Consider the following 25275-nt stretch of genomic DNA (forward strand, 5'->3'; position numbering starts at 1 on the left):
TAAAAGATGAATTGTGGAAAGAACATTTTCATGGATGGAAAATGACAGGAGGCTCTGCCGAAACGATGAATGGACATTCGATTCGGCAGAGGAAATGGTCAAAATATCAGCGATAAAATTATTATTGAAGAAAATTTAAACAGGCTTTAAATGTTATGAGAAAGTTAGTTTTGCTTTTAATTTTGTGTTTTGCCTTTTTGGATGTAATGGGCCAGAAAGACACTGTTTATTCTATTGATTTGACTCCCTATGTGGGTACTTGGGTTTATGGCTACTATTGATTATGTAATAGTGTGGGGAAATGTAAATGAAGACCATACCTGGAATCCATTATATGAGGATGGTATAAAAGTGGACATCTGCTAAATTTTCTTTCACCTTAACAAAAAAATATTCTATCATTTTTCCATATTGAATAAAATCCGTATATTTGCACGCAATAAAATCTAAACGCATAAAGCCCTATGTCATTTATTGCAGATAAAATTGTAATGGACGGATTGACCTACGACGATGTATTGTTGATCCCCGCCTATTCTGAAGTTTTACCGAAAACAGTCGAACTCACGACTAAGTTCTCACGCAACATCGAGTTGAAAGTACCTTTTGTGACTGCTGCCATGGATACCGTGACAGAAGCGAAAATGGCTATCGCCATTGCCCGCGAAGGAGGAATCGGTGTGATTCACAAAAACATGTCTATCGAAGAGCAGGCACGCCAGGTGGCTATTGTGAAACGTGCGGAAAACGGTATGATTTATGATCCCGTGACGATCAAGAGAGGGTCTACCGTGAGAGACGCCCTTGCCTTGATGGCTGAATATAGAATCGGTGGTATTCCTGTGGTGGACGATGAAAGATACTTGGTAGGTATCGTGACCAACCGCGACCTTCGTTTCGAGAAGGATATGGACAAGCATATCGATGAGGTGATGACGAAAGAGAATATCGTTACCACCAACCAGTCTACTGACATGGAGGCTGCTTCACGGATTCTGCAAGAGCATAAAATCGAAAAATTGCCGGTAGTTGATAAAGACGGTAAACTGGTAGGCCTTATTACCTATAAAGATATTACAAAAGCTAAAGACAAACCGATGGCTTGCAAGGATGCCAAGGGACGTCTGCGTGTAGCTGCCGGTGTGGGCGTTACTGCTGATACGCTGGACCGTATGCAGGCTTTGGTTGAGGCCGGTGCGGACGCTATCGTCATTGATACGGCTCATGGTCATTCCATGTATGTGATTGAAAAATTGAAAGAAGCCAAGAAACGCTTCCCGAATATTGATATTGTGGTAGGTAATATCGCTACAGGCGAAGCCGCCAAAATGCTGGTGGAAGCCGGTGCGGACGGTGTGAAAGTAGGAATAGGCCCGGGATCCATCTGTACGACCCGTGTGGTGGCAGGTGTAGGCGTTCCCCAGCTTTCTGCCGTGTATGATGTTGCCAAGGCACTGAAAGGCACAGGTGTACCTTTGATCGCCGATGGTGGTCTGCGTTACTCGGGGGATGTGGTGAAGGCTTTGGCTGCCGGTGGTTACAGTGTGATGATCGGTTCGCTGGTTGCCGGAACGGAAGAATCGCCGGGTGATACGATTATCTTCAACGGACGTAAGTTCAAGTCGTATCGCGGCATGGGGTCATTGGAGGCGATGGAAAACGGATCGAAGGACCGTTATTTCCAGAGCGGAACCGCCGATGTGAAGAAACTGGTGCCGGAAGGTATTGCAGCCCGTGTTCCTTATAAAGGTACATTGTATGAAGTGATCTACCAACTGGTAGGTGGTCTTCGTGCGGGGATGGGATATTGTGGTGCTGCCAACATAGAGCAATTGCACGACGCCAAATTCACCCGTATCACCAATGCCGGTGTGTTGGAAAGTCATCCGCATGATGTGGCCATCACCAGCGAGGCTCCTAACTATAGCCGTCCTCAATAAAAACGTATGAATGATGCCGCGTAGAATAGCCGGTATTTTGTCACTTCTCCTTGTGTTCGTGTTGGAAATGCGGGCGCAAGGAGAAGTTGTGTTATCGATTGACGGTGAACCGGTAAGACGCTCCGAGTTTGAATCTTATTTCCGTAAATCCCCTCATCGCACGCCGGATTCCTTTCTGCCTTCTTTCATCAACTATAAATTGAAAGTGCGTTATGCGCACGATACGGGTATTGATACGTTGGCCGCTTTCCGCAGACAGATGGAGTGGTGCCGGGGCAAGCTTTTAAAAACTTATCTGGTGGATGCCGGAAGAGAGGAGCAGGACGCCCGCCGGCTATACCTGCAGGGCGAGCGGCGTTTGCAGGCGAGTGAGTGGATAAAAATTGCCCATATCAGCAGGTACTTGCCTCAGAATGCAAGCCGCCGGGAGGAACAAGAGGCGCGGCGGCAGATGGATTCTGTTTATGCCGCATTGCGGGAAGGGGCGGATTTTGCGGCATTGGCGTGCCGGTACTCGGATGATGAGTCTTGCAAGGATGCGGGAGGGGTGTTGCCGTGGATGCCTGTGAACAAGAATATGCAGGAATGGATAGACAAGCTGGCGTCTTTGGAAAAGAACCAGATTTCAACTCCTTTTTATTCGCCTATGGGTATTCATATAGTGAAATGGATAGACCGTAAGCCGGGGATCAGTTTTGAGGAAAAACGGGAAAAACTGTTGGATTATCTGGAGAAGAACGGCAACCATACCTGTGGGGAGCTTTCGGAGGAACAGAAAGAGAGGCTGGCGGCTCAGTTGCGGGAATTGCACGATGGTCTGCTTGCTGCCTATTTGTCACAGAAACATCCATCGGATGATGAGAGCTGGAGCGAGAACGATCTGGAACGCTTTTTCAAGCAGCATAAATCGGACTATGTATGGGAATTGCCGCATTACCGGGGGGCGGTGATTCATTGCAAGGATAAAAAGAGAGCTTCGGCCATTAAGAAATTGTTGAAGAAAAAGCCGGTATCCCAATGGGAGGAGATCATACATGAGTTGGACGGAGGCACTGCTTCTTCCCAAGTCCGTATAGAAGCGGGCGTTTTTCAGATAGGGACTAACCGGTATATTGATAAGCTGGTCTTTAAATGCGGTGGCTTTCAGCCTGATCCGGATTTGCCCTATACTTTTGTGATGGGAAAGAAGCTGAAGAAAGGGCCTGAAAGCTATGAGGATGTAAGAGAGGCGGTTGTCAAGGACTATCTGGCTGTTTGTGAGGATGCCTGGTTAAAAGATTTGAAGCGGAAATATAAGGTTGAAATTAACCAAGAGGTTTTAAAAACAGTTAATAATAACGGAAGTAATTAATTATTGCAGTATCTTCGTTCACTATTTTAATGTTATATGAATATCGTGAAAAACTGGGGAGTGTTACTTATTATAGCGGGTGCTTTGTCGGGATGTGGCCAGGAGCACGACCATAAGGGGAAAACTCCTTTAGTGGAAGTAGCCGGTGAGTATCTCTATAAAGAGGACTTGCAGACGGCGGTTCCTTTCCATATTTCAAAAGATGATAGTGTCTTGTTTGCGGAGCACTATATAAAGAATTGGGTGGAGGATGTGCTGCTTTTTGATAAGGCGGAAGGAAATATTCCTGATAACGCGAAGATAGCCAAGCTGGTGGAGAACTATCGCAGGGCATTGATCATGCATACGTATCAGGAGGAACTGATTAACCAGAAACTGGCCAATGAGATAAGTGATGAGGAAATCAATGCTTATTATGAGAAAAACAAGGAGTTGTTTCATACGGAACATCCTTTTGTGAAAGGGCTGTTTATAAAGGTGCCTCTTCATTCTCAGGATTTGGCGAGTGTGCGTAAATGGTATAAGCAGAACAACCGGAATGCGGTTGAGAGTCTGGAAAAATACAGCTTGCGCAATGCGGTGAGTTATGATTATTTTTATGACCGTTGGGTGCCGTTGTCCGATGTCGCTGTCAAAATTCCTTTGAAAGTGCTGGATACGGATGAGAACTATTTGGACAAGAACCGGAATATAGAAGTAAAAGACACGGCGTTTTGTTATTTCCTGCATGTGGAGGAATTCCTAGGTAAGAACCAACAGCGGCCGCTGGATTTTGCAAGGAAGGAGATTAAGGAGATTTTAATAAACCTGAAGCGGGTTGAATTTATAAATAAAGTCAAAGAAGAGTTATACCAACGCGCTTCGGATAGGAACAAGATTAATTACTATTATTTGAATTCAAATGAATAAATTGATGTGTACCAAAGTTTATGCACTGGTGCTGATGCTGTTTGCCGTTGTTTCTGTATATGGGCAAGACAATGTGATAGACGAGGTTGTATGGGTAGTAGGCGACGAGGCCATTCTGAAATCGGATGTGGAGAATGAGCGCCTGAATGCCCAGTATGAAGGACGTAAGTTTGATGGTGATCCGTATTGTATTATCCCGGAACAGCTTGCCATCCAGAAATTATTCCTCCATCAGGCCGCTATTGATAGTATTGAGGTTTCCGAACAGGAAATTATCAGTGATGTGGAAAGACGCACAAGCTGGCTGATAGACCAGATCGGCTCTAAGGAGAAAGTGGAGGAATATTATAATAAGACTTCTACGCAGATACGCGAGATGCTCCGCGAGAATATACGTGACGGAAAAACGGTGCAGAAGATGCAGCAGCAGATTGTGGGGGATATCAAGATCACTCCGGCCGAGGTTCGTCGTTATTTCAAGGATCTTCCTCAAGACAGTATTCCTTTCATCCCGACCCAGGTGGAAGTGCAGATCATTACCATGGAGCCTAAGATCCCACAAGAGGAGATTGAGCGGGTGAAGAAGACTTTGCGCGACTATACGGAACGTGTCACTTCCGGCGAGATCGCTTTCTCCACTTTGGCGCGTCTGTATTCGGAAGATGAAGGATCGCGCCGTCGTGGCGGTGAGCTTGGCTTTATGGGCAGAGCCGAACTGGTGCCCGAATATGCGAATGTGGCGTTCAATCTGCAAGACCCTAACAAGGTGTCCAAGATTGTGGAGTCTGAATTCGGTTTCCATATTATCCAGCTGATTGAAAAACGTGGCGACCGTATCAATACCCGCCATATCTTGTTAAAACCGAAAGTGGACGAGAAAGATCTGGAAGCGGCTTTGTTGCGTCTGGATTCCATTGCTGATGATATCCGTAATGAGAAATTCACGTTTGATGATGCCGCCACTTATATCTCTCACGATAAAGAAACTCGTAACAATCATGGCTTGATGGCGAACCCGCAGACCGGTACGGCACGTTTTGAAATGCAGCAACTGGCGCAGGTGTCGCAGGAGGCCGCAAAGATGATAGAGACGATGAACGTGGGCGAGATCTCCAAACCGTTTACCATGATTAATACAAAAGGAAAGGAGATTTGTGCTATCGTGAAATTGAAAACCCGCTTGAACGGACATAAAGCGACCATTACGGAAGACTACCAGCGCCTGAAAGGTATCGTGATGGAAAAACGAAGCGAGGAAAAGCTTGATAAATGGATCAAGGATAAACAAAAACATACCTACGTGCGTATTAATGAGAAGTGGCAGAAATGCGATTTCAAATATCCGGGTTGGGTAAAGAAATAAAATGTAGTGTATAAAGTATATGCTTGGAAAAGGAAAGAATAAATACTCTTCGGGCAGGCATAGGATACTTGTGGCAAGTGTCCTGTGCCTGTTCGGCTTTTGCTTGCTGGCTCAGGTGAAGCCGGTTAAAAAAGGGGGGCAGAAGCCTGCCAGAAGCAAGGTGTATCTGTTGCATTCGGATGTGTTGAAGAAGAGTCCGCTGAATCCGGACCCGGATGCGCAGATTTTGATTGGAAATGTCGCGTTCCGTCATGACAGTATCTATATGTATTGTGACAGCGCTTGCTTCTATGAGAAAACGAACTCGCTGGAGGCGTTTGACAATGTGAAGATGGTGCAGGGCGATACCTTGTTTCTGTATGGGGACTATCTGTTTTATGACGGAAATACCCAGATTGCCCAAGTACGCTATAATGTGCGTATGGAGAACAAGAACACGACTTTGTTGACTGATAGTCTGAACTACGACCGTATTTATAATCTGGGATACTACTTTGAGGGCGGGACGTTGATGGACGAGGAAAATGTGTTGACCTCGGAATGGGGGGAATACAGTCCGGCTACCAAGATATCCGTGTTCAACTATGATGTGAAGCTGGTTAATCCTAAATTTACATTGACTTCTGATACGTTGCGGTACAGCACGGCAACCAAAATAGCCAATATCCTCGGTCCGTCCGACATTGTCAGTGACGCCAACCATATTTATTCGGAACTGGGATTTTATAATACCCAGATAGGACAGGCGGAACTGTTGAACCGTTCCATACTGACGAACGAGGGGAAGCGACTGACAGGTGACAGCCTGTTCTATGATCGTGTAAAAGGATACGGGGAGGCGTTTGACAATGTGATCATGACGGATACGATAAACAGGAATATGCTGACCGGGGATTATTGTTATTACAATGAGCTGACCAAGTATGCTTTCGCTACTAAAAAAGCGGTGGCGGTGGATTATTCGCAAGGTGACAGCTTGTTTATGCATGCCGATACCTTGCAGATGTACACGTATTATCTGAATACCGATTCTATGTTCCGGGAAATGAGGGCATATCATAAAGTGCGTATGTATCGCACGGATGTGCAGGGGGTATGCGACTCGTTGGTCTTTTCCTCCAAGGATAGTTGCCTGACCATGTATGATGATCCTGTTCTGTGGAATAACAACCAGCAGCTGCTGGGAGAGAAAATCATGATTTATATGAATGACAGTACGATAGACTGGGCGCATATACTGAATCAGGCTTTGTCTGTAGAGCGACTGGATTCTACCAGTTATAATCAGGTGACGGGAAAAGAGATAAAGGCTTGGTTCAAGGGGGGGGAGATGCGTAAGGTGGATGTGATCGGTTCGGTCCGTCTGGTATATTATCCGATGGAAAGCGACAGCACGCTGATCGGAATGAATGTTTCTGAAACCAGTCTGTTGAATATATTTCTGGAGAACCGGAAGATGAAAAAGATGACGATGAGTCCGAAATCGAACGGCACGCTTTATCCTATGCTTCAGCGTCCGCCGGAGAAGATGAAGCTGGATAACTTTGCGTGGCTTGACTATATCCGTCCGCTGAACAAGGAGGATATCTTTCTTTGGCGTGGAAAGAAAGCCGGTCAGGAATTGAAAAAGAGCAACCGGAGCGCTGTTCCTTTGCCGAATCATAACTTATTTAATAAAAAGAAATAGCTATGGGAATGTTTAAAATGGAAAAGCCCCGCCGTTTCAACCATCAGTATATTTATGTGGATGAACGGAAGGAGAAGCTACAGAAACTGGAGGAGAATGCCAAACGTGATTTAGGCATGCTTCCCCCGAAAGAATTTTCTCCGGAAGACATCCGTGGAAAGTTTGTTGAAGGTACCAAGCATTTAAAACGAAGAAAAGAAAGCGGACGTAAGCCGATGACATACGGGGCTTTGTTTGTGGGCATTCTGGTATTGCTGTATATTTTGCATTACTTGGTGACCGGTGAGTTAACTTTTTAAATAAGCAAGTTGATAGAATAAATATGAGCGATATTATTCGTTTGCTGCCGGATTCCGTTGCTAACCAGATAGCAGCGGGAGAGGTGATTCAGCGTCCTGCGTCAGTGATTAAGGAATTGGTGGAGAATGCCATCGATGCAGGCGCACAGCACATTGATGTGCTGGTGGTGGATGCAGGGAAGACTTCCATTCAGGTGATTGATGATGGAAAAGGTATGTCGGAGACAGATGCGCGTTTGTCTTTTGAACGCCATGCTACTTCTAAAATTCGTGAAGCGGCCGATTTGTTTGCTCTACATACCATGGGGTTTCGTGGAGAGGCGCTGGCCTCGATTGCCGCTGTGGCCCAGGTGGAGCTTCGTACCCGTACGGAGGGGGAGGAGTTGGGAACAATGTTGACGATAGCCGGTTCCAAGGTAGAGGGGCAGGAGGCGGTTTCGTGTCCCAAAGGGAGCAGCTTCAGTGTGAAGAATTTATTCTTTAATGTGCCGGCGCGCCGGAAGTTCCTGAAGTCGAACCAAACGGAGCTGAGTAATATATTGACGGAGTTTGAACGGATTGTATTGGTTAATCCGGAGGTGTCTTTCACCTTGCACCATAATGGAGCGGAATTGTTCAATCTTCCCGCACTTCAGCTGCGTCAGCGTATCATGGGAGTTTTCGGGAAGAAAATAAATCAGGAGTTGTTATCGCTGGATGTGGATACCACGATGGTGCGTGTTTCCGGCTTTGTGGGAAAACCTGAGACAGCCCGCAAGAAGGGAGCCCGCCAGTATTTCTTTGTAAACGGACGATATATGCGCCATCCTTATTTCCATAAAGCTATCATGGATGCATACGAGCAGCTGGTTCCTGTGGGCGAGCAGGTGTCTTATTTCATTTACTTTGAAGTGGATCCTGCCAACATTGATGTGAATATACATCCTACCAAGACCGAGATAAAGTTTGAGAACGAGCAAGCCATCTGGCAAATATTGGCGGCTGCCGTGAAAGAAACTTTAGGCAAGTTTAATGCGGTGCCTTCTATTGATTTTGATACGGAGGGAATGCCGGATATCCCGGCCTTTGATGCATCTCCATACGCAGGTGTGCAGCCACCAAAGACTACTTATAATCCTGATTACAACCCTTTTAATACTTCGGCCGCTCCTCCTTCTTCTTATTCGAAGTCCGGTAAGGACTGGGAGCAGTTGTATGCGGGGCTGGAGCGTCATGTGTCTTCTCAAAACCTTTCTCCTGACGAGAGTGACTATAGGGTGGACGGAAGTCCTTTTGTCGGAGAAGCTCCCGGATTGTATGATCATGTGGAAGATTCTCCGGCTGGCGGAAATTCCGGTCAGCATTATCAGTTTAAGGGACGTTTTATTCTGACTTCAGTAAAGTCCGGACTGATGATCATTGACCAGCAACGCGCTCATATCCGTATTTTGTATGATAAGTATATAGATCAGATCAGCCGTCGTCAAGGTACTTCTCAAGGTATGTTATTTCCGGATATTGTGCAGTTCCCACTTTCAGAAGTGGTTGTTTTGCAGGATATTATGGAGGATTTGTCTTTCCTTGGGTTTGAACTGACGGATTTGGGAGGAGGAAGTTATGCCATCAACGGCGTTCCTGCGGGCATAGACGGTCTGAACCCGACAGACTTGATCCGGAATATGGTGCACACTGCCATGGAAAAAGGTGGCAAGGTAAGAGAGGAAGTGCAGAGTATTTTGGCATTGACATTGGCGAAAGCGGCGGCAATTGTTCCCGGACAAGTGTTGACGAATGAGGAAATGACCGGCCTGGTGGATGGCTTGTTTGCTGTGGCTACTCCTAATTACACTCCGGATGGTAAAACGGTTCTTTCCGTGATTCATGAAGATGACTTGGAAAAGCTGTTTAAATAATGTGCTGATTGCCGCGCGGGCATAGCGCGGCAATCAGCACATTAGCATGTTATTCATTATAAAGAACGTGAAGATTCTTGAACTAAATAAAAACAAATCCAATACACTGTTATTCTTTGGCAGGACTTTTGTACTTTTGAAAACTCATTTGCCTTAGAAAGTTTTTTTGAGTAAGAACTTAGGGCAGACAATAAACTATTATATGAAAATAACATTACTTAGTTTGGTCTTGTGCCTGCTCTGTTCTTTGAATATGGTGGCACAAGGAAGGGACGTGGGCAGTAATCTTGAGGATACCACCGTTCATCAACTTTCAAAAAAAGAATTAAGACGCCAGAAGGTAGCCAAGCGCAATATACATTATAATATATTGGGAGGTCCGAGTTATACTCCGGACTTTGGTGCGTTGATAGGAGGTAGTGCTCTTGTTACCTTTCGTATGAATCCGTCGGATACCTTGCAGAAACGTTCTGTATTGCCGATGGCTGTTGCGGTGATGTTCGAGGGAGGGCTGAACCTGATGGTGAAACCTCAATTGTTTTTTAAGAATGATAAGTTCCGTATTTTCGGAAAGTTCACTTACAAGAATACACTGGAGAACTTTTATGGCATCGGCTATACGACCAATAAACATTATGAGCGTAGTGATTCTACCAGTGAATATCGTTACAGCGGTTTCCAGATTAATCCGTGGTTTTTGTTCCGTTTGGGTAAAAGTAATTTCTTTGCCGGCCCCCAGATTGACTTGAGTTATGATAAAATGTCCGAGCCTGCCAGATATTTGGTGGATCAGCCTGATTATAAAAGATTGGGAGGAACTGCCGGCGGCTACTCAAACTTCAGTTCCGGAGTGGGATTTCTGTTGACATACGACAGCCGGGATATTCCTGCCAATGCTTATAAAGGCATTTATCTGGATTTTCGTGGGCTGATGTATCAGAAATTTTTGGGAGGAGATAATAACTTCTACCGCCTGGAGGTGGACTACCGCCAATACAAAAGGGTGGGAAATAGAAAAATTCTAGCTTGGACCGCCCAGACCAAAAATGTGTTTGGCGATGTTCCCATGAACCAATATGCTTTGAGTGGCACCCCGTTTGATCTCCGCGGATATTATATGGGGCAGTATCGTGATAAATCCTCGCATGTGGTGCTTGCCGAATATCGTCAGATGTTCAATACGGATAAAAGTACATGGGTAAAGCGTATGTTGCATCATCTGGGCTTTGTAGCCTGGGGAGGTTGCGGTTTTATGGGGCCTGCTATGGGCAAGATTGAAGGAGTGCTGCCCAATGCCGGGCTGGGACTTCGCATAGAGGTGCAGCCGCGCATGAATGTGCGTCTGGACTTCGGACGTAATTTTGCCAATGACCAAAGTTTGTTTTATTTCAATATGACAGAAGCATTTTAATGGAAGTACACACTATGCAGACCGAATATATATTAAAAGCGATAGATGCGGCTTTGGCTGCCGGCAAAGAAATTCTGAAAGTTTATAATGATCCCTCTTCTGATTTTCAGATTGAAAGGAAAGCCGATCATTCTCCACTGACTCTTGCAGACCGCAAGGCGCATGAAATCATTATGACTTATTTGCAAGAGACGGACTATCCGGTTTTAAGCGAGGAAGGAAAGCATTTGCCATACGAGGAACGGGCACGATGGCATACGTTGTGGATAGTCGATCCATTGGATGGAACAAAGGAATTTATAAAACAAAACGGGGAGTTTACTGTCAATATTGCTTTAGTGGAGGAAGGCGTTCCTGTTTTTGGAGTGATCTATGTTCCTGTCAAAGAAACGCTTTATTGGGGGGAGCCGGTTGACGGTGCCTATAAAATGGAAGAAGTGACTGAGCGTGCAGGCCGTTCGTGGGAAGAGATGAAAGCGTCGGCGCTTCGTTTGCCTTGTGCCAGAGTGGGTGACGCTTTTGTTATAGTCGCTTCCCGTTCGCATCTGTCGGCCGAAACGGAAGATTATATTGAGGAAAAGCGAAAGATATATCCTCGTGTGGAACTGGTATCGGTAGGCAGCTCTATCAAGATCTGCCGGGTTTGTGAGGGGGCTGCCGATGAATATCCTCGTTTTGCTCCTACTATGGAGTGGGACACGGCTGCCGGTCATGCCATAGCCAAGGCGTCCGGAGCGGAAATATATCAGGTGGGGAAGGAGGAGCCGCTTGTGTATAATAAGCCGGACTTGCTGAATCCTTGGTTTATCGTTAAACGAAACAATACCAGGAACCGATGCTGACATTCGAGATGATTATTGTATTCTTGGGATTAATAGGGATGGTCACTGCGCTCGTCCTTGATAAAATGCGTCCCGGAATGATTCTGTTTTCTGTTACTGTGCTTTTCCTTTGTTTCGGCATATTGACTCCGAAAGAGATGCTGGAGGGGTTCAGTAATAAGGGAATGATTACTGTGGCGCTGCTTTTTCTGATTAGTGAAGGAGTCCGGCAGTCGGGAGCGTTGGGACAGTTGATAAAGAAACTTCTGCCTCAGGGAACGACTTCTGTTTTTAAAGCTCAGGCGCGTATGCTGCCTGTTATTTCCTTTGTCTCTGCTTTTCTGAATAATACGCCGGTGGTCGTGATTTTTGCGCCTATCATTAAACGTTGGGCGGAATCGATCCACTTGCCGGCAACTAAATTTCTGATACCTGTTTCTTATGCGACTATATTGGGAGGGGTGTGTACCCTTATCGGGACTTCTACCAATCTGGTGGTGGATGGTATGATTCTGGATGCCGGATATAAGGGATTCGGCATGTTCGAACTGGGACGTGTCGGTATTTTCATTGCTTTGACGGGCATTGTTTATTTGCTGCTCTTTTCTTCCAGATTATTGCCGGATGTGCGGAAAGACACGGTAGGCGACGAGCATGGAGAGGCGGATGCGTCTTCTTTTCATCGTGTCGAGGCGGTGATCGGTGCCCGTTTTCCGGGTATCAACAAGCGGGTGGGGGATTTTAATTTTGTCCGTCATTATGGTGCTGAGATAAGGGAAATAAAGCGGAGCGGCATCAGTATGGTCGATAACTTGTCGCGTGTAAAGTTCCGCGAGGGAGATACACTGGTCTTGTGGGCGGATGATTCATTTATCTCTACATGGGGGGATTCTTCCGTATTCGTGTTGCTGGCCAATGGTAAAGATACCGAGCCGAAAGCCGGCCGGAAGAAACGTTGGTTTGCATTGGCTTTGCTGGTGTTGATGATTGTGGGGGCGACAGTGGGCGAACTCCCTTTTATGGAAGAGCTGCTTCCTGGTATTGATCTTGATATGTTCTTTTTTGCAGCTGTGACGACTGTGATAATGGCATGGACCAAACTTTTTCCGGCACGTAAATATACCAAGTATATATCATGGGATATCTTGATAACCATTGCCTGTGCGTTCGCTATCAGTCGTGCCATGGTCAATTCCGGAGTGGCGGATATTATTGCACATGGAATCATTGACATGAGTGATGATTATGGCCCGCATGTGTTGCTGGCTGTTTTATTTATCATCACGAATTTGTTTACCGAACTGATAACCAACAATGCCGCCGCCGCATTGGCTTTTCCACTTGCCCTTTCCTTGTCCAATCAGTTGGGGGTAAGTCCGATGCCTTTCTTTGTGGTCATCTGCATTGCTGCATCCGCCAGTTTTTCCACTCCCATCGGTTATCAGACAAATTTGATTGTGCAGGGTATCGGAAACTATAAGTTTACGGATTTCGTGCGTATCGGTCTGCCGTTGAATGTGTTGACGTTTATCATTTCGGTAATTCTGATACCACTGATATGGCCTTTTTGATGAAGTTAAAGACAAAATGAAATAAAGAATGAAAGAAGAGAACATCTATCCTATATTTGACCGTATGCTTTCCCGGGAAGATAAAGAAGCATTGCTGGGGCAACGGGGCGTAATGCTTTGGCTGACGGGACTCAGTGGCTCCGGTAAGAGCACTATCGCCATAGCTTTGGAACGTGAATTACATCAACGAGGCCTGCTCTGCCGTATATTGGACGGGGATAATATTCGCAGTGGCATCAATAATAATTTGGGCTTCTCGGCAGAAGACCGTGTGGAAAACATCCGTCGCATAGCCGAAATAGGCAAGCTGTTTGTCGATACGGGTATTATTACCATTGCTGCTTTCATCAGTCCCAGTAATGAGCTCCGGCAGATGGCAACCCGTATCATTGGGGAAGGGGATTTCCTGGAAATTTATGTCAGCACTCCTTTAGAAGAGTGTGAGAAACGTGATGTAAAAGGACTGTATGCGAAAGCACGTCGTGGCGAGATCAGGAACTTTACCGGTATTTCCGCACCTTTTGAAGCCCCGGAGCATCCTGTATTGTCTTTGGATACTTCCAGACTGAGTTTGGAAGAATCGGTTAACGCCCTGTTGGAGCTGGTGCTTCCTGCTGTGGGTAAAAGAGGAGAAAAAATATAATTCATTATAAAATGGAAGAAAACTATAAATTGAGCCACCTGAAGGAACTGGAAGCTGAGTCTATCCATATCATTCGTGAAGTGGCGGCCGAATTTGAGAATCCTGTTATGCTTTATAGTATTGGTAAAGACTCGTCTGTCATGGTGCGTTTGGCGGAGAAGGCTTTTTATCCGGGAAAGGTACCTTTCCCTTTGATGCATATCGATTCCAAATGGAAATTCAGGGAAATGATAGAGTTCCGTGATCAGTATGCCAAAGAACACGGATGGAATTTGATAGTGGAGAGCAACATGGAGGCTTTCAATGCCGGAGTAGGACCTTTTACGCATGGCAGCAAGGTGCATACCGATTTAATGAAGACACAGGCGTTGCTTCAGGGGCTGGATAAATACCGGTTTGATGCCGCTTTTGGCGGAGCGCGCCGTGATGAGGAAAAGTCGCGTGCCAAAGAACGTATATTCTCTTTCAGGGATCGTTTCCATCAGTGGGATCCCAAGAACCAGCGTCCTGAACTGTGGGATATTTATAATGCCAAGATTCATAAGGGGGAAAGTATCCGTGTATTTCCGTTAAGCAATTGGACAGAGCTGGATATCTGGCAGTACATCCGTCTGGAAAATATTCCTATCGTGCCGCTCTATTTTGCCAAAGAACGTCCGGTGGTGAATATAGACGGGAATCTGATTATGGCTGATGATGACCGCCTGCCCGAAGAATACCGGGACCGTATTGAAATGAAGAAAGTGCGTTTCCGTACTTTGGGGTGTTGGCCTCTGACCGGAGCTGTGGAGAGTGATGCCGATACGATTGAGAAAATAGTAGAGGAAATGATGACCACTACCAAAAGCGAGCGTACCACCCGTGTCATCGACTTCGACCAGGATGCCAGTATGGAGCAGAAGAAACGTGAGGGATATTTTTAAATGGATAAGTAGGAATTTAAAATGAAGAAATGGGTGATGGAGAATAAACTGAATATAAAGGAGTATTTGGATAAGGATGAGCAGAAAGACTTGCTGCGCCTGCTGACAGCCGGTTCGGTGGATGATGGAAAGTCCACACTGATAGGACGTCTGCTGTTCGACAGCAAGAAATTGTATGAAGATCAGCTTGCCGCTTTGGAGCGTGACAGCAAGCGTATGGGGAATGCAGGAGACCATATAGATTACGCTTTGTTGTGCGACGGGCTGAAAGCGGAACGCGAGCAAGGCATTACGATTGATGTGGCTTACCGTTATTTCTCAACGAATAACCGTAAGTTTATCATTGCCGATACTCCGGGACATGAACAATATACCCGCAATATGATTACCGGAGGTTCTACTGCCAATCTTGCCATTATCTTGGTAGATGCCCGTCTGGGGGTGATCACGCAGACCTGCCGTCATACTTTCCTGGTATCTTTATTGGGGATAAAGCATGTGGTGCTGGCAGTAAACAAGATGGATCTTGTGGAGTTCTCTGAAGAACGCTTCAATGAGATTGTTGCTGAATATAAGAAGTTCGTAGGGCCGTTGGGCATTCCGGACGTGACTTGTATTCCTCTCTCGGCCCTCGATGGTGATAATGTGGTGCGGAAATCTGAACGTACACCATGGTACAAAGGCATCTCGTTGTTGGAGTTGCTTGAAACTGTTTCCATCGAGAATGACCATAACCTGGCTGATTTCCGTTTCCCGGTTCAGTATGTATTAAGACCGAATTTGGATTTCCGCGGTTTCTGTGGAAAGATTGCTTCCGGTGTTGTCCGTAAAGGAGATGAGGTGATGGCTTTGCCTTCCGGCAAGAAATCTCATATCAAGAGCATTGTCACTTATGAGGGTGAGTTGGATTATGCATTTCCTCCGCAAGCGGTGACGCTGACTTTGGAAGATGAAATTGATGTGTCCCGCGGGGAAATGCTGGTACATGCCGATAACGTACCTGTGATAGGCCGTAATTTTGAAGCCATGCTGGTATGGATGGATGAGGAGGCGATGGATCTTGACAAATCCTTCTTTATCAAGCACACTACCAATACAGGACGCACCCGTATAGATAGCATAAAGTATAAAGTGGATGTGAATACGATGGAGCATCTGTCGGTAGAGAATGGTAAATTGAAAAAGGAGGAGTTGCCTTTGCAGCTGAATCAGATAGCCCGTGTGACATTTACTACCGCCAAGCCTCTTTTCTTTGATCCTTATCAAAAGAATAAAGCTTGCGGCTCTTTTATTCTGATTGATCCTATAACCAATAACACCAGTGCGGTGGGAATGATTATAGACAAGGTGGAAGCTAGGGATATGCTGAATGCCATAGAGATTCCTACTTTGAACCTGACGGCTTTGGGGATTGGTGAGGCACATGATGAAGCCATAGAAAAGGTGGTGAAAGAATTGGACCGTCAAGGCATTGCGGTCAAGATAGAAAGATAACAGCATACATTAAAAAAAAGAAAAGTAATGGGATTACTTGAATTCAACAAGCTGCCGATCAATACATTGGTAGGCGCCGATTGGAAAACTTTCAAGGCGATTACTGCGGGAAGGGAGATTGATCCGGCGTATAGAGGAAAATATCGTTTGACAAAAGCTGTATGCCGTTTGCTTTCCACATTGGCACCCCTACAGGAAAACCGATACAGGAAACTGTTGGCTGACAAGCCTTTGGAACATGATCCGGTCTTTATACTCGGACATTGGCGTAGCGGGACTACTTTTATGCACAATGTGTTCTCTTGTGACAAGCATTTCGGGTATAATACTACCTATCAGACTGTGTTCCCTCATCTGATGATGTGGGGACAGCCTTTTTTCAAGAAAAATATGAGTTGGCTGATGCCCGACAAGCGCCCGACGGATAATATGGAGCTGGCTGTAGATTTGCCTCAGGAAGAAGAATTTGCATTGGCCAATATGATGCCTTATACTTATTATAACTTCTGGTTCCTGCCTAAGTATCAACAGGAATATGCTGATAAATACTTGTTGTTCAATGATATCAGCGACGAGGAACTGAAAGTGTTTGAGGATATATTCACCAAACTTATTAAAATTTCTCTTTGGAATACAGGCGGAACGCAATTTTTGAGTAAGAACCCGCCCCATACGGGCCGTGTAAAAGAGTTGGTCAAGATGTTCCCGAATGCCAAATTCATTTATTTGATGCGTAATCCATATACGGTATTCGAATCTACAAGGAACTTTTTCACCAATACGATCCAACCGTTGAAACTGGAGGATATTTCTCCTGAGGTGTTGGAACAGAATGTGCTGTCCGTTTATGCCAAGCTGTATCATAAATATGAGGCGGATAAGAAGTTCATTCCTGAAGGTAATTTGATGGAAGTGAAGTTCGAGGATTTTGAGGCGGATGCTATGGCTATGACCGAGCATATCTATAAGTCTCTTTCTATTCCCGGATTCGGAGCGGCTGCTCCGGCTATCAGTCAATATATAGGCGGAAAGAAAGGATATAAGAAGAATAAGTACACGTATGATGACCGTACGGTCCGGTTGGTGGAAGAGAACTGGAAGTTCGCGCTAGACCAGTGGGGTTATTCTATCTAAGAAATAAATGCCCGCAATTCTATTTTTGAGATGGAATTGCGGGCATGATTACCTTCTGCTGACAGAAAGCAGTGTATTATTGGGCTTCGATAATTACACGACGGTTGAATGCCGGAGGAGTCAAGGTGTTGACACCACCCATGCCACTGATGATCAGATTGTTTTTGTTTACACCCAATTTAACCAATTCATTAGCCACATTGTTGGCACGGTCTTCACTCAATTGTTTGTTCCATGCGGCGCTACCTGTATCACTGTCGGCATAACCGGTCACTTTCAGCTTTAATTCCGGGTTGTCCTTTACCAATTCTGCGATTTGTTGCAAATTAACAGTAGAGTTGGCAGGGAGAACCGCTGAACCGATCTGGAAGAATACAGATTGAGGAGCCGGAGCTATTTGGTTCACTGTAACTTGTTCTGTAACCACTTCGGTAGGTTGGTTGGCAAGCTGTGCTTTTAATTGGCGGTTTTGTTCTATCTGTTGGGCCAAAGCGGTATTGATAGCATCCATTTGCGAAGAGGTAAGTGCCATAATGGCATCTACATCCGGAGCGGGCTTGAATCCTCTTTGTGGGAACTTATAAGTGATACCCACTGTAGCACCTGCCATAAAGTCGGGGCCTTTGCTGATGGTTTTACCGTCAAATTTGTTTTCTGTACCCATTCCGTAAAGTTCCAGGTTCAAGTCCCATGCACTGGCCAGATGGAATGTGTTGATGATACCGAAATTGAACGCCAGTGAGTTACGGCGTGGAGCATCGTAGGAGTGGGCAAAACCAAAACCTACGAATGGCACGAAGTCGTATATGCGGTTTTCATTGTATCCGGCCAGCATGTTACTGACATTGAACAAGATGTCACCGTGCAGGTTCATGTAATTGAACTTATCCTGATAGTATCCCTCGCTTAGCATGTGAGGCTTGGAATATACGGAAGGTTCGCTGGAAAAACTCTTCGACTGCAAACCGCTATATTGCAAGCGTAGTCCTAAACCGGGAGTAAACCATTTACCGATTGATATTTGGAGAGCCGGAGCAATACGTTTCTTGAATTTACCAAGATCGGACTGATCACCGAACAGTACTTGTGCCCCTCCGCCGACCGAGAAGAACCAATTATCGAAGAAGTGGTTGGTCTCTACTTTGTACTTATCCACAGGCACCTCCATCACATCTACACTCTCGCCTATGAGGACGTTTTGTGAATTGCTTTTCTGCTGCGCAAACGCCACAGAACTTAAACTGGCCGCAGCCAGTAAAAACATTAATTTTTTCATACTCATTTCTATTAGTTAATTATTGTCTAGGTTTATCTTCCCAAATTCAACTAAATAACATGAGCACTGATAAAAAGTTTGAGTTGGCCTACTATTTAATATTTTTTTATGAAAGAAGGCTAAAAAGATAGCGCTTGTCTGTGCTGTGACCGGCATCAAAGCTGAATCCTTCCCAATTGAACCCTTTTAAATCCTCGGGATTCTCTATGCGGTTTTTAATGATGAAGCGTGTCAATTCTCCGCGGCACATTTTTGCATAAACCACCACGGTGGTTAATTTCCCTTTCTTCCATACTTGAAATTCCGGTGTGATCACTTGTACTTCCTGCTCCACGCGCTTCCAGTCGAATAAATCTTTCATTTCCCCACTTGCCAGATTGACCAGTATTCCTCCTTGCGCTTTAATTTCTTTGATAAAAGTATCGGTCAGCAACGGCTTCCAACAGTCAAACATGGATATCCCTCCACGTTCGGGCAACTTGATATCTCCTTCCATCCTGTAATTTTTTATCCGGTCTAACGGGCGGAGTAATCCGTAAAGGAAGGAAGTGATTCGCAGATGGTCTTGTGCATATTGAAAATCTTCTGGGGTGAAGTCCTGTGGTTGGATACGTTTATATACTATACCGGTATAAGCCAATAAGGCTGCTGAAGCGGTGGGAGAGTCTGAACAGAAATTCTGGAACCTCAGGTAGTTCTCTGCTGCTATTTTACTGTTCACACGCAAAAGTCGTTCCAGTTCTTCTGCCGGGAATTGGGACATATCCAGCGCGTTCCGTATCGCTTCGGCTTGGAATTGCGGTGTGCTGGTAGCAGGAGTTTGTATCTTGCTCTGTCCGGCCATTGTCTTGGCACATGAAATAAAAGTCATCATAGGCTAAAAAATAATATTTTCAGATGGCAAATATAAGAAAAACAGATATATTTGTCTTTGTTATTTCATCATTAAACATTCAGAACTATGAAAATGAAAAAGTTAGGGTTATTGTTCATGATGCTTTGCATGGTGTTTGCCGTCAATGCTCAGGAATTGAAAAAAGGAGATAAGTTACCTGAATTTCAGCTGAAGTCTGCGGTGTATGGCGATGTTTCTTCGGCCGGATTGAAAGGTAAGGTGGTACTGGTGAGTTTGTTTGCCACCTGGTGCGGGCCATGTCAGTTGGAACTGGCTGAGGTGGAAAAGACTTTTTGGCCTAAGTATAAAGATAATAAGGACTTTGTACTGTTGGTGATTGGCCGTGAACATACGGATGAGCAGTTGAAAACTTATAATGAACGGAAGAAATTCACTTTTCCGTTATATCCCGATCCCAAACGTGAGGTATTCTCTTTATTTGCAGAGAAGTCAATTCCTCGTGCCTATCTGTTCAATAAAGAAGGTGAAGCCGTTTATACTTCCATCGGATATGAGAAAGAAGAATTTGAAAAGTTGATGGATGCTGTTGCGGAAGCTTTGAAATAAATAGTACCGTCCTTATCTTTTGGATGTGCAGAATTCACAACCTAAGTCAGGTTATGACTCCCTTCTGTACGTGCAGGATTTCGCATACGTCCGCATAAGCCTGTACGTACGTATGTATAGGCCTACGTAAACGTATGTGTAGCTTCATGCGGGCGTATGTGTAGGAAAAAGGGGATTGCGGAGGTTGCATCATAAATGCTTGATGAAACTTCGAGAATAACTTGTAAAAAAGCAAAGGAGACTGTCCACATGGAAGCCCCCTTTGTTTTTTAAGTTTGGAAAGGATTATTTGTAATCCTGCCAGCTCTTGATCTGAATGTCCTTTTCACTCATTTCGCAGAATGCTTCAATGAAAGCACTTGCCAGACGGGCGTTGGTAATCAAAGGAATATTGTGGTCAATTGCTCCGCGACGAATCTTGTAACCATTGGTCAATTCACGTTTGGTATGATTCTTCGGAATGTTGACTATCAAGTCGAATTTATGTTCGGCAATCATCTTCATCACATTGTTTTCCGCATCGGGCTTTTCATCCGGCCAGTAAACCGGGGTGGTGTTTACCCCGTGTGCGTTCAGGAAGGTTGCGGTTCCGGCAGTTGCATAGATTTCATATCCTTTTTCTGACAGCATACGGCTTGCTTCCAGCAAATCTACCTTGGATTTGGTAGCACCTGAGGAGAACATGACAGATTTGGTAGGAATCTTGAAGCCGACAGCAATCATGGAGTTCAGCAGTGCTTCGTGGAAATCATCACCGATACAACCTACCTCACCCGTTGAAGACATATCTACGCCCAATACAGGGTCAGCCTTGTGCAGACGGGAGAAGGAGAACTGGGAAGCTTTGACACCGATCCAGTCAATATCGAAAGCCGACTTGTCCGGTTGGCTGTATGGAGCACCCAGCATGATGCGGGTTGCGGTCTCAATGAAGTTGCGTTTCAATACCTTGGAAACAAACGGGAATGAACGTGAGGCACGCAGGTTGCACTCAATCACTTTCACTTCGTTGTTCTTAGCCAGGAACTGCATATTGAACGGACCGGAGATATTCAATTCTTTTGCGATACGGCGGCCGATTTTCTTGATGCGGCGGGCTGTCTCGAAATAAATCTTCTGAGCCGGGAATACCAAGGTCGCGTCACCTGAGTGTACACCTGCATATTCAATGTGTTCGGAGATGGCATATTCCACCACTTCGCCGTTCTGGGCTACAGCGTCGAATTCTATTTCTTTGGTATCCTGCATGAACTGTGATACCACTACCGGATATTCTTTAGAAACTTCCTTGGCCATCTGCAAGAATTCCTTCAGTTCTTCTTCGTTGTAGCACACGTTCATGGCAGCACCCGAGAGTACGTAGGAAGGACGCACCAATACCGGATAACCTACCTTGTTTACAAACTCTTCCATGTCTTCCAGGCTGGTCAATTCCTTCCATGCAGGTTGGTCAATGCCCAGTTGGTCGAGCATGGCCGAGAACTTATGACGGTTTTCCGCGCGGTCGATAGAAAGCGGAGAAGTTCCCAATACGGGTACGGACTGACGGTGCAGCTTCATGGCCAGGTTGTTAGGTATCTGTCCGCCTACTGATACAATGACACCACCCGGTTGCTCCAGGTCAATCACATCGAGCACACGTTCGAATGAAAGCTCGTCAAAGTACAGACGGTCGCACATATCATAGTCGGTAGAAACTGTCTCGGGGTTATAGTTAATCATGATGGATTTGTAACCCAGCTTGCGTGCGGTCTGGACAGCGTTTACAGAACACCAGTCAAATTCCACGGACGAACCGATGCGGTAAGCACCTGAACCTAATACGACTACCGATTTCTCGTTCTTATAATAATTGACATCATATCCCGTAGTAGCGTAGGTCATATACAGGTAATTGGTCAGTTCGGGATGTTCGGAGGCAACGGTATTGATACGTTTGACAGCCGGAAGAATATTCAACGCTTTACGACGGGTGCGTACAGCCAAGTTTTCCTTTTCCATATTGCCGCTGGCTTTCAATACGAAACGTGCAATCTGGAAATCAGAGAAGCCTAACACTTTAGCTTGGCGAAGTACCTCTTCGGGCAGATCCTCAATCTTATTATAAGTAGAAAGTTTAGCCTTATAGTCAACGATGTTTTTCAGCTTGCCCAGGAACCACGGGTCGATCTTGGTCAGTTCGTGAATGCGTTCAATGCTGTATCCTTCTTCCAATGCAGAAGCGATGGAGAAGATGCGTAGGTCTGTCGGGTTAGCCAGTTCCTCATCCAGATTCTCGAATTTAGTATGGTCGTTACCCACGAAACCGTGCATGCCCTGACCTATCATACGAAGGCCTTTCTGAATGATTTCTTCGAAAGAGCGGCCGATAGACATGATTTCACCTACTGATTTCATGCTGGAGCCAATCTGGCGTGATACGCCTGCGAATTTAGTCAAGTCCCAACGGGGAATTTTACAAATCAGGTAATCCAGCTGGGGAGCTTCGTATGCCGAATTGGGGGTGCCCATCTCGCCAATCTGATCCAGAGTGTAACCCAAAGCGATTTTGGCGGCAACGAATGCCAAGGGGAACCCGGTAGCTTTAGAAGCCAGTGCGGAAGAACGGCTCAGACGTGCGTTTACTTCGATCACACGGTAGTCGTTGGTATCTGCATTGAAAGCATATTGGATGTTACATTCACCCACAATGCCCAAGTGGCGGATACACTTTATAGACAATTCTTGCAGCATGGCGACTTGTTCTTCTGTCAGCGAACAAGTGGGAGCCACCACGATAGACTCACCGGTGTGGATACCCAGCGGGTCGAAGTTTTCCATGCTTGCCACTGTGAAGCAATGGTCGTTGGCATCGCGGATCACTTCGAATTCTATTTCTTTCCAACCTTTCAATGATTCTTCAACCAGGATCTGTTTGGAGAATGCGAATGAACTTTCAGCCAGTTTGATGAAAGCAGCTTCGTCCGGACAGATACCGCTACCCAAACCACCTAGTGCGTAAGCAGAGCGTACCATCACCGGATAACCGATTTCGCGGGCAGCCTTCAGAGCCTCTTCCATACTTTCCACAGCGTGGCTCTTCGGGGTCTTCATCGGAATTTCATCCAGTTTCTTTACGAACAGATCACGGTCTTCAGTGTACATGATGGCTTCTACAGAGGTACCTAGTACTTCTACACCATATTTCTTCAGTGTACCGTTCAGGTAAAGCTCGGTACCACAGTTCAATGCGGTCTGTCCACCGAAAGCCAGCAAGATACCGTCCGGCTGTTCTTTTTTGATGATTTCTTCAACAAAGAAGGGAGTAACAGGGAGGAAATACACCTTGTCGGCAATACCTTCCGAAGTCTGGATAGTCGCGATGTTAGGATTTACCAACACCGAGTGAATACCTTCTTCGCGCAATGCTTTCAGCGCTTGTGAACCTGAGTAGTCAAACTCTCCTGCCTGGCCTATCTTGAGGGCACCCGAACCCAATACCAGGACTTTCTTTAAATCCTTTTTCATTGAAAGTTTCTTTTTATAATAGTTGTTTTAAAGTCGCTAAATATTAAAAAAAATGCGTCCATCCTCGTAAGAGGACTAACGCATTTGTTCGTATGTCTATATTATCTTTGTTCCTTTGGGATACATAGCACTATTAAATTTTGTGCAAAGTAACGACTAATTTCCAAGATAACAAAATAAATCGGGTTCTTTGTCGGAAGAATTATGCAAAATGAGGAGGGAAGTTCGGCCTTTATACTGGAAAATGACTATCTTTGCGTAAATTTTAATATAAGATAATATTTAAGAGATATGGGAAAAGAAAAAATCATATTGACCGGTGACCGTCCTACGGGAAGATTGCATATCGGTCATTACGTAGGTTCGTTGAAACGCAGAGTCGAACTCCAGAACTCCGGACTGTATGACAAGACTTTTATTTTCATTGCCGATGCACAGGCATTGACCGATAATATAGAAAACCCTGAGAAGGTGCGCCAGAATGTAATCGAGGTGGCGCTGGACTATATGGCGGTCGGTCTGGACCCGACGAAGTCCACCATCTTTATCCAGTCTCAGATTCCCGAATTGTGCGAGCTGACTTTCTACTATATGGACCTGGTTACCGTATCCCGCCTGCAACGTAATCCGACAGTGAAAACTGAGATTCAGATGCGTAACTTTGAAACCAGCATTCCGGTAGGGTTCTTTACGTATCCTATCAGCCAGGCTGCCGATATTACTGCTTTCAAGGCGACTACCGTTCCGGTGGGTGAGGATCAGGAGCCGATGATTGAGCAGACTCGTGAGATTGTACGCCGTTTCAACCATATTTATGGTGACACGCTGGTAGAACCCGAAATCCTGTTGCCGGACAATGCGGCTTGTCTGCGTCTGCCGGGTACGGACGGAAAGGCTAAGATGAGCAAATCATTGGGTAACTGCATTTATTTGTCGGACACAGCCGACGAGGTGGAGAAGAAGGTGAAAAGCATGTACACCGATCCGACTCACTTGAAAGTATCCGATCCGGGCAAACTGGAAGGGAATACCGTTTTCACCTATTTGGATGCTTTCTGCAAACCAGAGCATTTCGGGCGTTATTTGCCCGATTATCCTGATTTGAATGAATTGAAGGCTCACTATACTCGTGGCGGATTAGGGGACATGAAGGTGAAGAAGTTCCTTGCCGCTATTATGCAAGAGGAATTGACTCCTATCCGCGAACGCCGTAAGGAGTTTGAAAAGGATATCCCGGCTATTTACGAAATGCTGCGTAAAGGATGCGAAACTGCCCGTGCTACTGCGACTGCCACGTTGGATGAAGTGCGCAAGGCGATGAAGATTAATTATTTTGATGATGCGGAACTGATTGCCGAACAGGTAAAGCGTTTTGGTCAGGACTAAAATAACTTTGTCATGAAGGGGGAACTATATATAATAAGGTATAGTCCCCCCTTTTGTGTTTGTTGAATTATAGAATTAATTTAATATTGTATGGTCTGTATATCAATGTTTTAAATGTGGTGTTGAAAAATAAATGAAAAAATAGTGTGCGTAAAATTTGCAGTTATCGGAAATAGCCGTATCTTTGCAACGCTTTTGAAACAAGA

The 25275-nt window shown here is 45.4% G+C and carries 20 protein-coding genes; 17 read left to right on the plus strand and 3 right to left on the minus strand.

All coding sequences use genetic code 11. From position 1 onward, the window contains the following. The first annotated feature begins 13 nt into the window (after positions 1-13). The 15 genes from ACYQ0C_RS02865 to ACYQ0C_RS02935 all read left to right on the plus strand — a co-directional run bounded on the left by ACYQ0C_RS02865 (position 14) and on the right by ACYQ0C_RS02935 (position 17438). Positions 14-139, plus strand: a complete 126-nt coding sequence (locus ACYQ0C_RS02865; RefSeq protein WP_257205075.1) for a hypothetical protein — start codon at positions 14-16, stop codon at positions 137-139. A 325-nt stretch (positions 140-464) separates the two neighbouring features. Next, positions 465-1940 carry an IMP dehydrogenase gene (gene guaB, locus ACYQ0C_RS02870; protein WP_016278228.1) on the plus strand — a complete coding sequence of 492 codons (1476 nt, stop codon included), beginning with the start codon at positions 465-467 and terminating at the stop codon, positions 1938-1940. A 13-nt stretch (positions 1941-1953) separates the two neighbouring features. Beyond that, positions 1954-3291 (plus strand): peptidylprolyl isomerase, encoded by a 1338-nt coding sequence (locus tag ACYQ0C_RS02875; protein WP_016278227.1) that lies wholly within the window; start codon positions 1954-1956, stop codon positions 3289-3291. A 36-nt stretch (positions 3292-3327) separates the two neighbouring features. Next, positions 3328-4200, plus strand: coding sequence for a peptidyl-prolyl cis-trans isomerase (locus tag ACYQ0C_RS02880; protein ID WP_016278226.1), 873 nt, complete (start codon positions 3328-3330; stop codon positions 4198-4200). 4 nt (positions 4201-4204) lie between these two features. After that, positions 4205-5563, plus strand: coding sequence for a peptidylprolyl isomerase (locus ACYQ0C_RS02885; protein WP_016278225.1), 1359 nt, complete (start codon positions 4205-4207; stop codon positions 5561-5563). A 19-nt stretch (positions 5564-5582) separates the two neighbouring features. Then, positions 5583-7250, plus strand: a complete 1668-nt coding sequence (locus ACYQ0C_RS02890; protein ID WP_016278224.1) for an OstA-like protein — start codon at positions 5583-5585, stop codon at positions 7248-7250. Positions 7251-7252: 2 nt separating this feature from the next. Next, entirely contained in the window at positions 7253-7549 is a 297-nt protein-coding gene (locus ACYQ0C_RS02895; protein ID WP_016278223.1) for a hypothetical protein, read from the plus strand. Positions 7550-7572: 23 nt separating this feature from the next. Continuing rightward, on the plus strand, positions 7573-9441 hold the full coding sequence (gene mutL / locus ACYQ0C_RS02900; RefSeq protein ID WP_016278222.1) for a DNA mismatch repair endonuclease MutL: 1869 nt from the start codon (positions 7573-7575) through the stop codon (positions 9439-9441). 202 nt (positions 9442-9643) lie between these two features. After that, on the plus strand, positions 9644-10852 hold the full coding sequence (locus ACYQ0C_RS02905) for a BamA/TamA family outer membrane protein (protein ID WP_016278221.1): 1209 nt from the start codon (positions 9644-9646) through the stop codon (positions 10850-10852). A 14-nt stretch (positions 10853-10866) separates the two neighbouring features. Then, positions 10867-11694, plus strand: a complete 828-nt coding sequence (cysQ, locus tag ACYQ0C_RS02910) for a 3'(2'),5'-bisphosphate nucleotidase CysQ (RefSeq protein WP_016278220.1) — start codon at positions 10867-10869, stop codon at positions 11692-11694. Next, complete coding sequence (locus ACYQ0C_RS02915) at positions 11691-13244, plus strand: SLC13 family permease (protein ID WP_025019388.1); 1554 nt, start codon at positions 11691-11693, stop codon at positions 13242-13244. Before cysQ ends, ACYQ0C_RS02915 begins: the two co-directional genes overlap by 4 nt. Before the next feature lie 28 nt (positions 13245-13272). Next, complete coding sequence (gene cysC / locus ACYQ0C_RS02920) at positions 13273-13887, plus strand: adenylyl-sulfate kinase (protein ID WP_016278218.1); 615 nt, start codon at positions 13273-13275, stop codon at positions 13885-13887. Between the two features lie 11 nt (positions 13888-13898). Further along, positions 13899-14810, plus strand: coding sequence for a sulfate adenylyltransferase subunit CysD (gene cysD / locus ACYQ0C_RS02925; RefSeq protein WP_016278217.1), 912 nt, complete (start codon positions 13899-13901; stop codon positions 14808-14810). 36 nt (positions 14811-14846) lie between these two features. After that, a complete protein-coding gene (gene cysN, locus ACYQ0C_RS02930; RefSeq protein ID WP_016278216.1) occupies positions 14847-16304 on the plus strand; it encodes a sulfate adenylyltransferase subunit CysN in 1458 nt (485 codons plus the stop codon). Positions 16305-16331: 27 nt separating this feature from the next. Further along, entirely contained in the window at positions 16332-17438 is a 1107-nt protein-coding gene (locus ACYQ0C_RS02935; protein ID WP_016278215.1) for a cholesterol-responsive sulfotransferase, read from the plus strand. A gap of 76 nt (positions 17439-17514) precedes the next feature. Here ACYQ0C_RS02935 and ACYQ0C_RS02940 read toward each other — a convergent pair whose 3' ends face one another. Together ACYQ0C_RS02940 and yaaA are read right to left on the minus strand one after the other, a co-directional pair. Then, positions 17515-18714, minus strand: coding sequence for an OmpA family protein (locus tag ACYQ0C_RS02940; protein ID WP_016278214.1), 1200 nt, complete (start codon positions 18712-18714; stop codon positions 17515-17517). A gap of 106 nt (positions 18715-18820) precedes the next feature. Further along, positions 18821-19588 (minus strand): peroxide stress protein YaaA, encoded by a 768-nt coding sequence (gene yaaA / locus ACYQ0C_RS02945; protein ID WP_016278213.1) that lies wholly within the window; start codon positions 19586-19588, stop codon positions 18821-18823. 87 nt (positions 19589-19675) lie between these two features. Between yaaA and ACYQ0C_RS02950 the strand changes: the two genes are divergently transcribed. Beyond that, the gene (locus ACYQ0C_RS02950; protein ID WP_016278212.1) at positions 19676-20176 is read left to right on the plus strand and encodes a TlpA family protein disulfide reductase; all 501 of its coding nucleotides are present in this window, start codon (positions 19676-19678) and stop codon (positions 20174-20176) included. A 285-nt stretch (positions 20177-20461) separates the two neighbouring features. Here the strand turns inward: ACYQ0C_RS02950 and carB are convergent, their stop codons facing one another. Next, positions 20462-23683, minus strand: coding sequence for a carbamoyl-phosphate synthase (glutamine-hydrolyzing) large subunit (carB, locus tag ACYQ0C_RS02955; RefSeq protein WP_016278211.1), 3222 nt, complete (start codon positions 23681-23683; stop codon positions 20462-20464). A gap of 291 nt (positions 23684-23974) precedes the next feature. Between carB and trpS the strand changes: the two genes are divergently transcribed. After that, entirely contained in the window at positions 23975-25069 is a 1095-nt protein-coding gene (gene trpS / locus ACYQ0C_RS02960) for a tryptophan--tRNA ligase (protein WP_016278210.1), read from the plus strand. The last annotated feature ends 206 nt before the right edge of the window (positions 25070-25275 follow it).

Source organism: Phocaeicola sartorii JCM 17136 = DSM 21941, assembly GCF_054653615.1.

Bases quoted from the DNA above. Each gene is read 5' to 3' on its own strand.
- guaB (WP_016278228.1), top strand. From the start codon at position 465: ATGTCATTTATTGCAGATAAAATTGTAATGGACGGATTGACCTACGAC.
- ACYQ0C_RS02875 (WP_016278227.1), top strand. From the start codon at position 1,954: ATGCCGCGTAGAATAGCCGGTATTTTGTCACTTCTCCTTGTGTTCGTG.
- ACYQ0C_RS02880 (WP_016278226.1), top strand. From the start codon at position 3,328: ATGAATATCGTGAAAAACTGGGGAGTGTTACTTATTATAGCGGGTGCT.
- ACYQ0C_RS02885 (WP_016278225.1), top strand. From the start codon at position 4,205: ATGTGTACCAAAGTTTATGCACTGGTGCTGATGCTGTTTGCCGTTGTT.
- ACYQ0C_RS02890 (WP_016278224.1), top strand. From the start codon at position 5,583: ATGCTTGGAAAAGGAAAGAATAAATACTCTTCGGGCAGGCATAGGATA.
- ACYQ0C_RS02895 (WP_016278223.1), top strand. From the start codon at position 7,253: ATGGGAATGTTTAAAATGGAAAAGCCCCGCCGTTTCAACCATCAGTAT.
- mutL (WP_016278222.1), top strand. From the start codon at position 7,573: ATGAGCGATATTATTCGTTTGCTGCCGGATTCCGTTGCTAACCAGATA.
- ACYQ0C_RS02905 (WP_016278221.1), top strand. From the start codon at position 9,644: ATGAAAATAACATTACTTAGTTTGGTCTTGTGCCTGCTCTGTTCTTTG.
- cysQ (WP_016278220.1), top strand. From the start codon at position 10,867: ATGCAGACCGAATATATATTAAAAGCGATAGATGCGGCTTTGGCTGCC.
- cysC (WP_016278218.1), top strand. From the start codon at position 13,273: ATGAAAGAAGAGAACATCTATCCTATATTTGACCGTATGCTTTCCCGG.
- cysD (WP_016278217.1), top strand. From the start codon at position 13,899: ATGGAAGAAAACTATAAATTGAGCCACCTGAAGGAACTGGAAGCTGAG.
- cysN (WP_016278216.1), top strand. From the start codon at position 14,847: ATGGAGAATAAACTGAATATAAAGGAGTATTTGGATAAGGATGAGCAG.
- ACYQ0C_RS02935 (WP_016278215.1), top strand. From the start codon at position 16,332: ATGGGATTACTTGAATTCAACAAGCTGCCGATCAATACATTGGTAGGC.
- ACYQ0C_RS02940 (WP_016278214.1), bottom strand. From the start codon at position 18,714: ATGAAAAAATTAATGTTTTTACTGGCTGCGGCCAGTTTAAGTTCTGTG.
- yaaA (WP_016278213.1), bottom strand. From the start codon at position 19,588: ATGATGACTTTTATTTCATGTGCCAAGACAATGGCCGGACAGAGCAAG.
- ACYQ0C_RS02950 (WP_016278212.1), top strand. From the start codon at position 19,676: ATGAAAATGAAAAAGTTAGGGTTATTGTTCATGATGCTTTGCATGGTG.
- carB (WP_016278211.1), bottom strand. From the start codon at position 23,683: ATGAAAAAGGATTTAAAGAAAGTCCTGGTATTGGGTTCGGGTGCCCTC.
- trpS (WP_016278210.1), top strand. From the start codon at position 23,975: ATGGGAAAAGAAAAAATCATATTGACCGGTGACCGTCCTACGGGAAGA.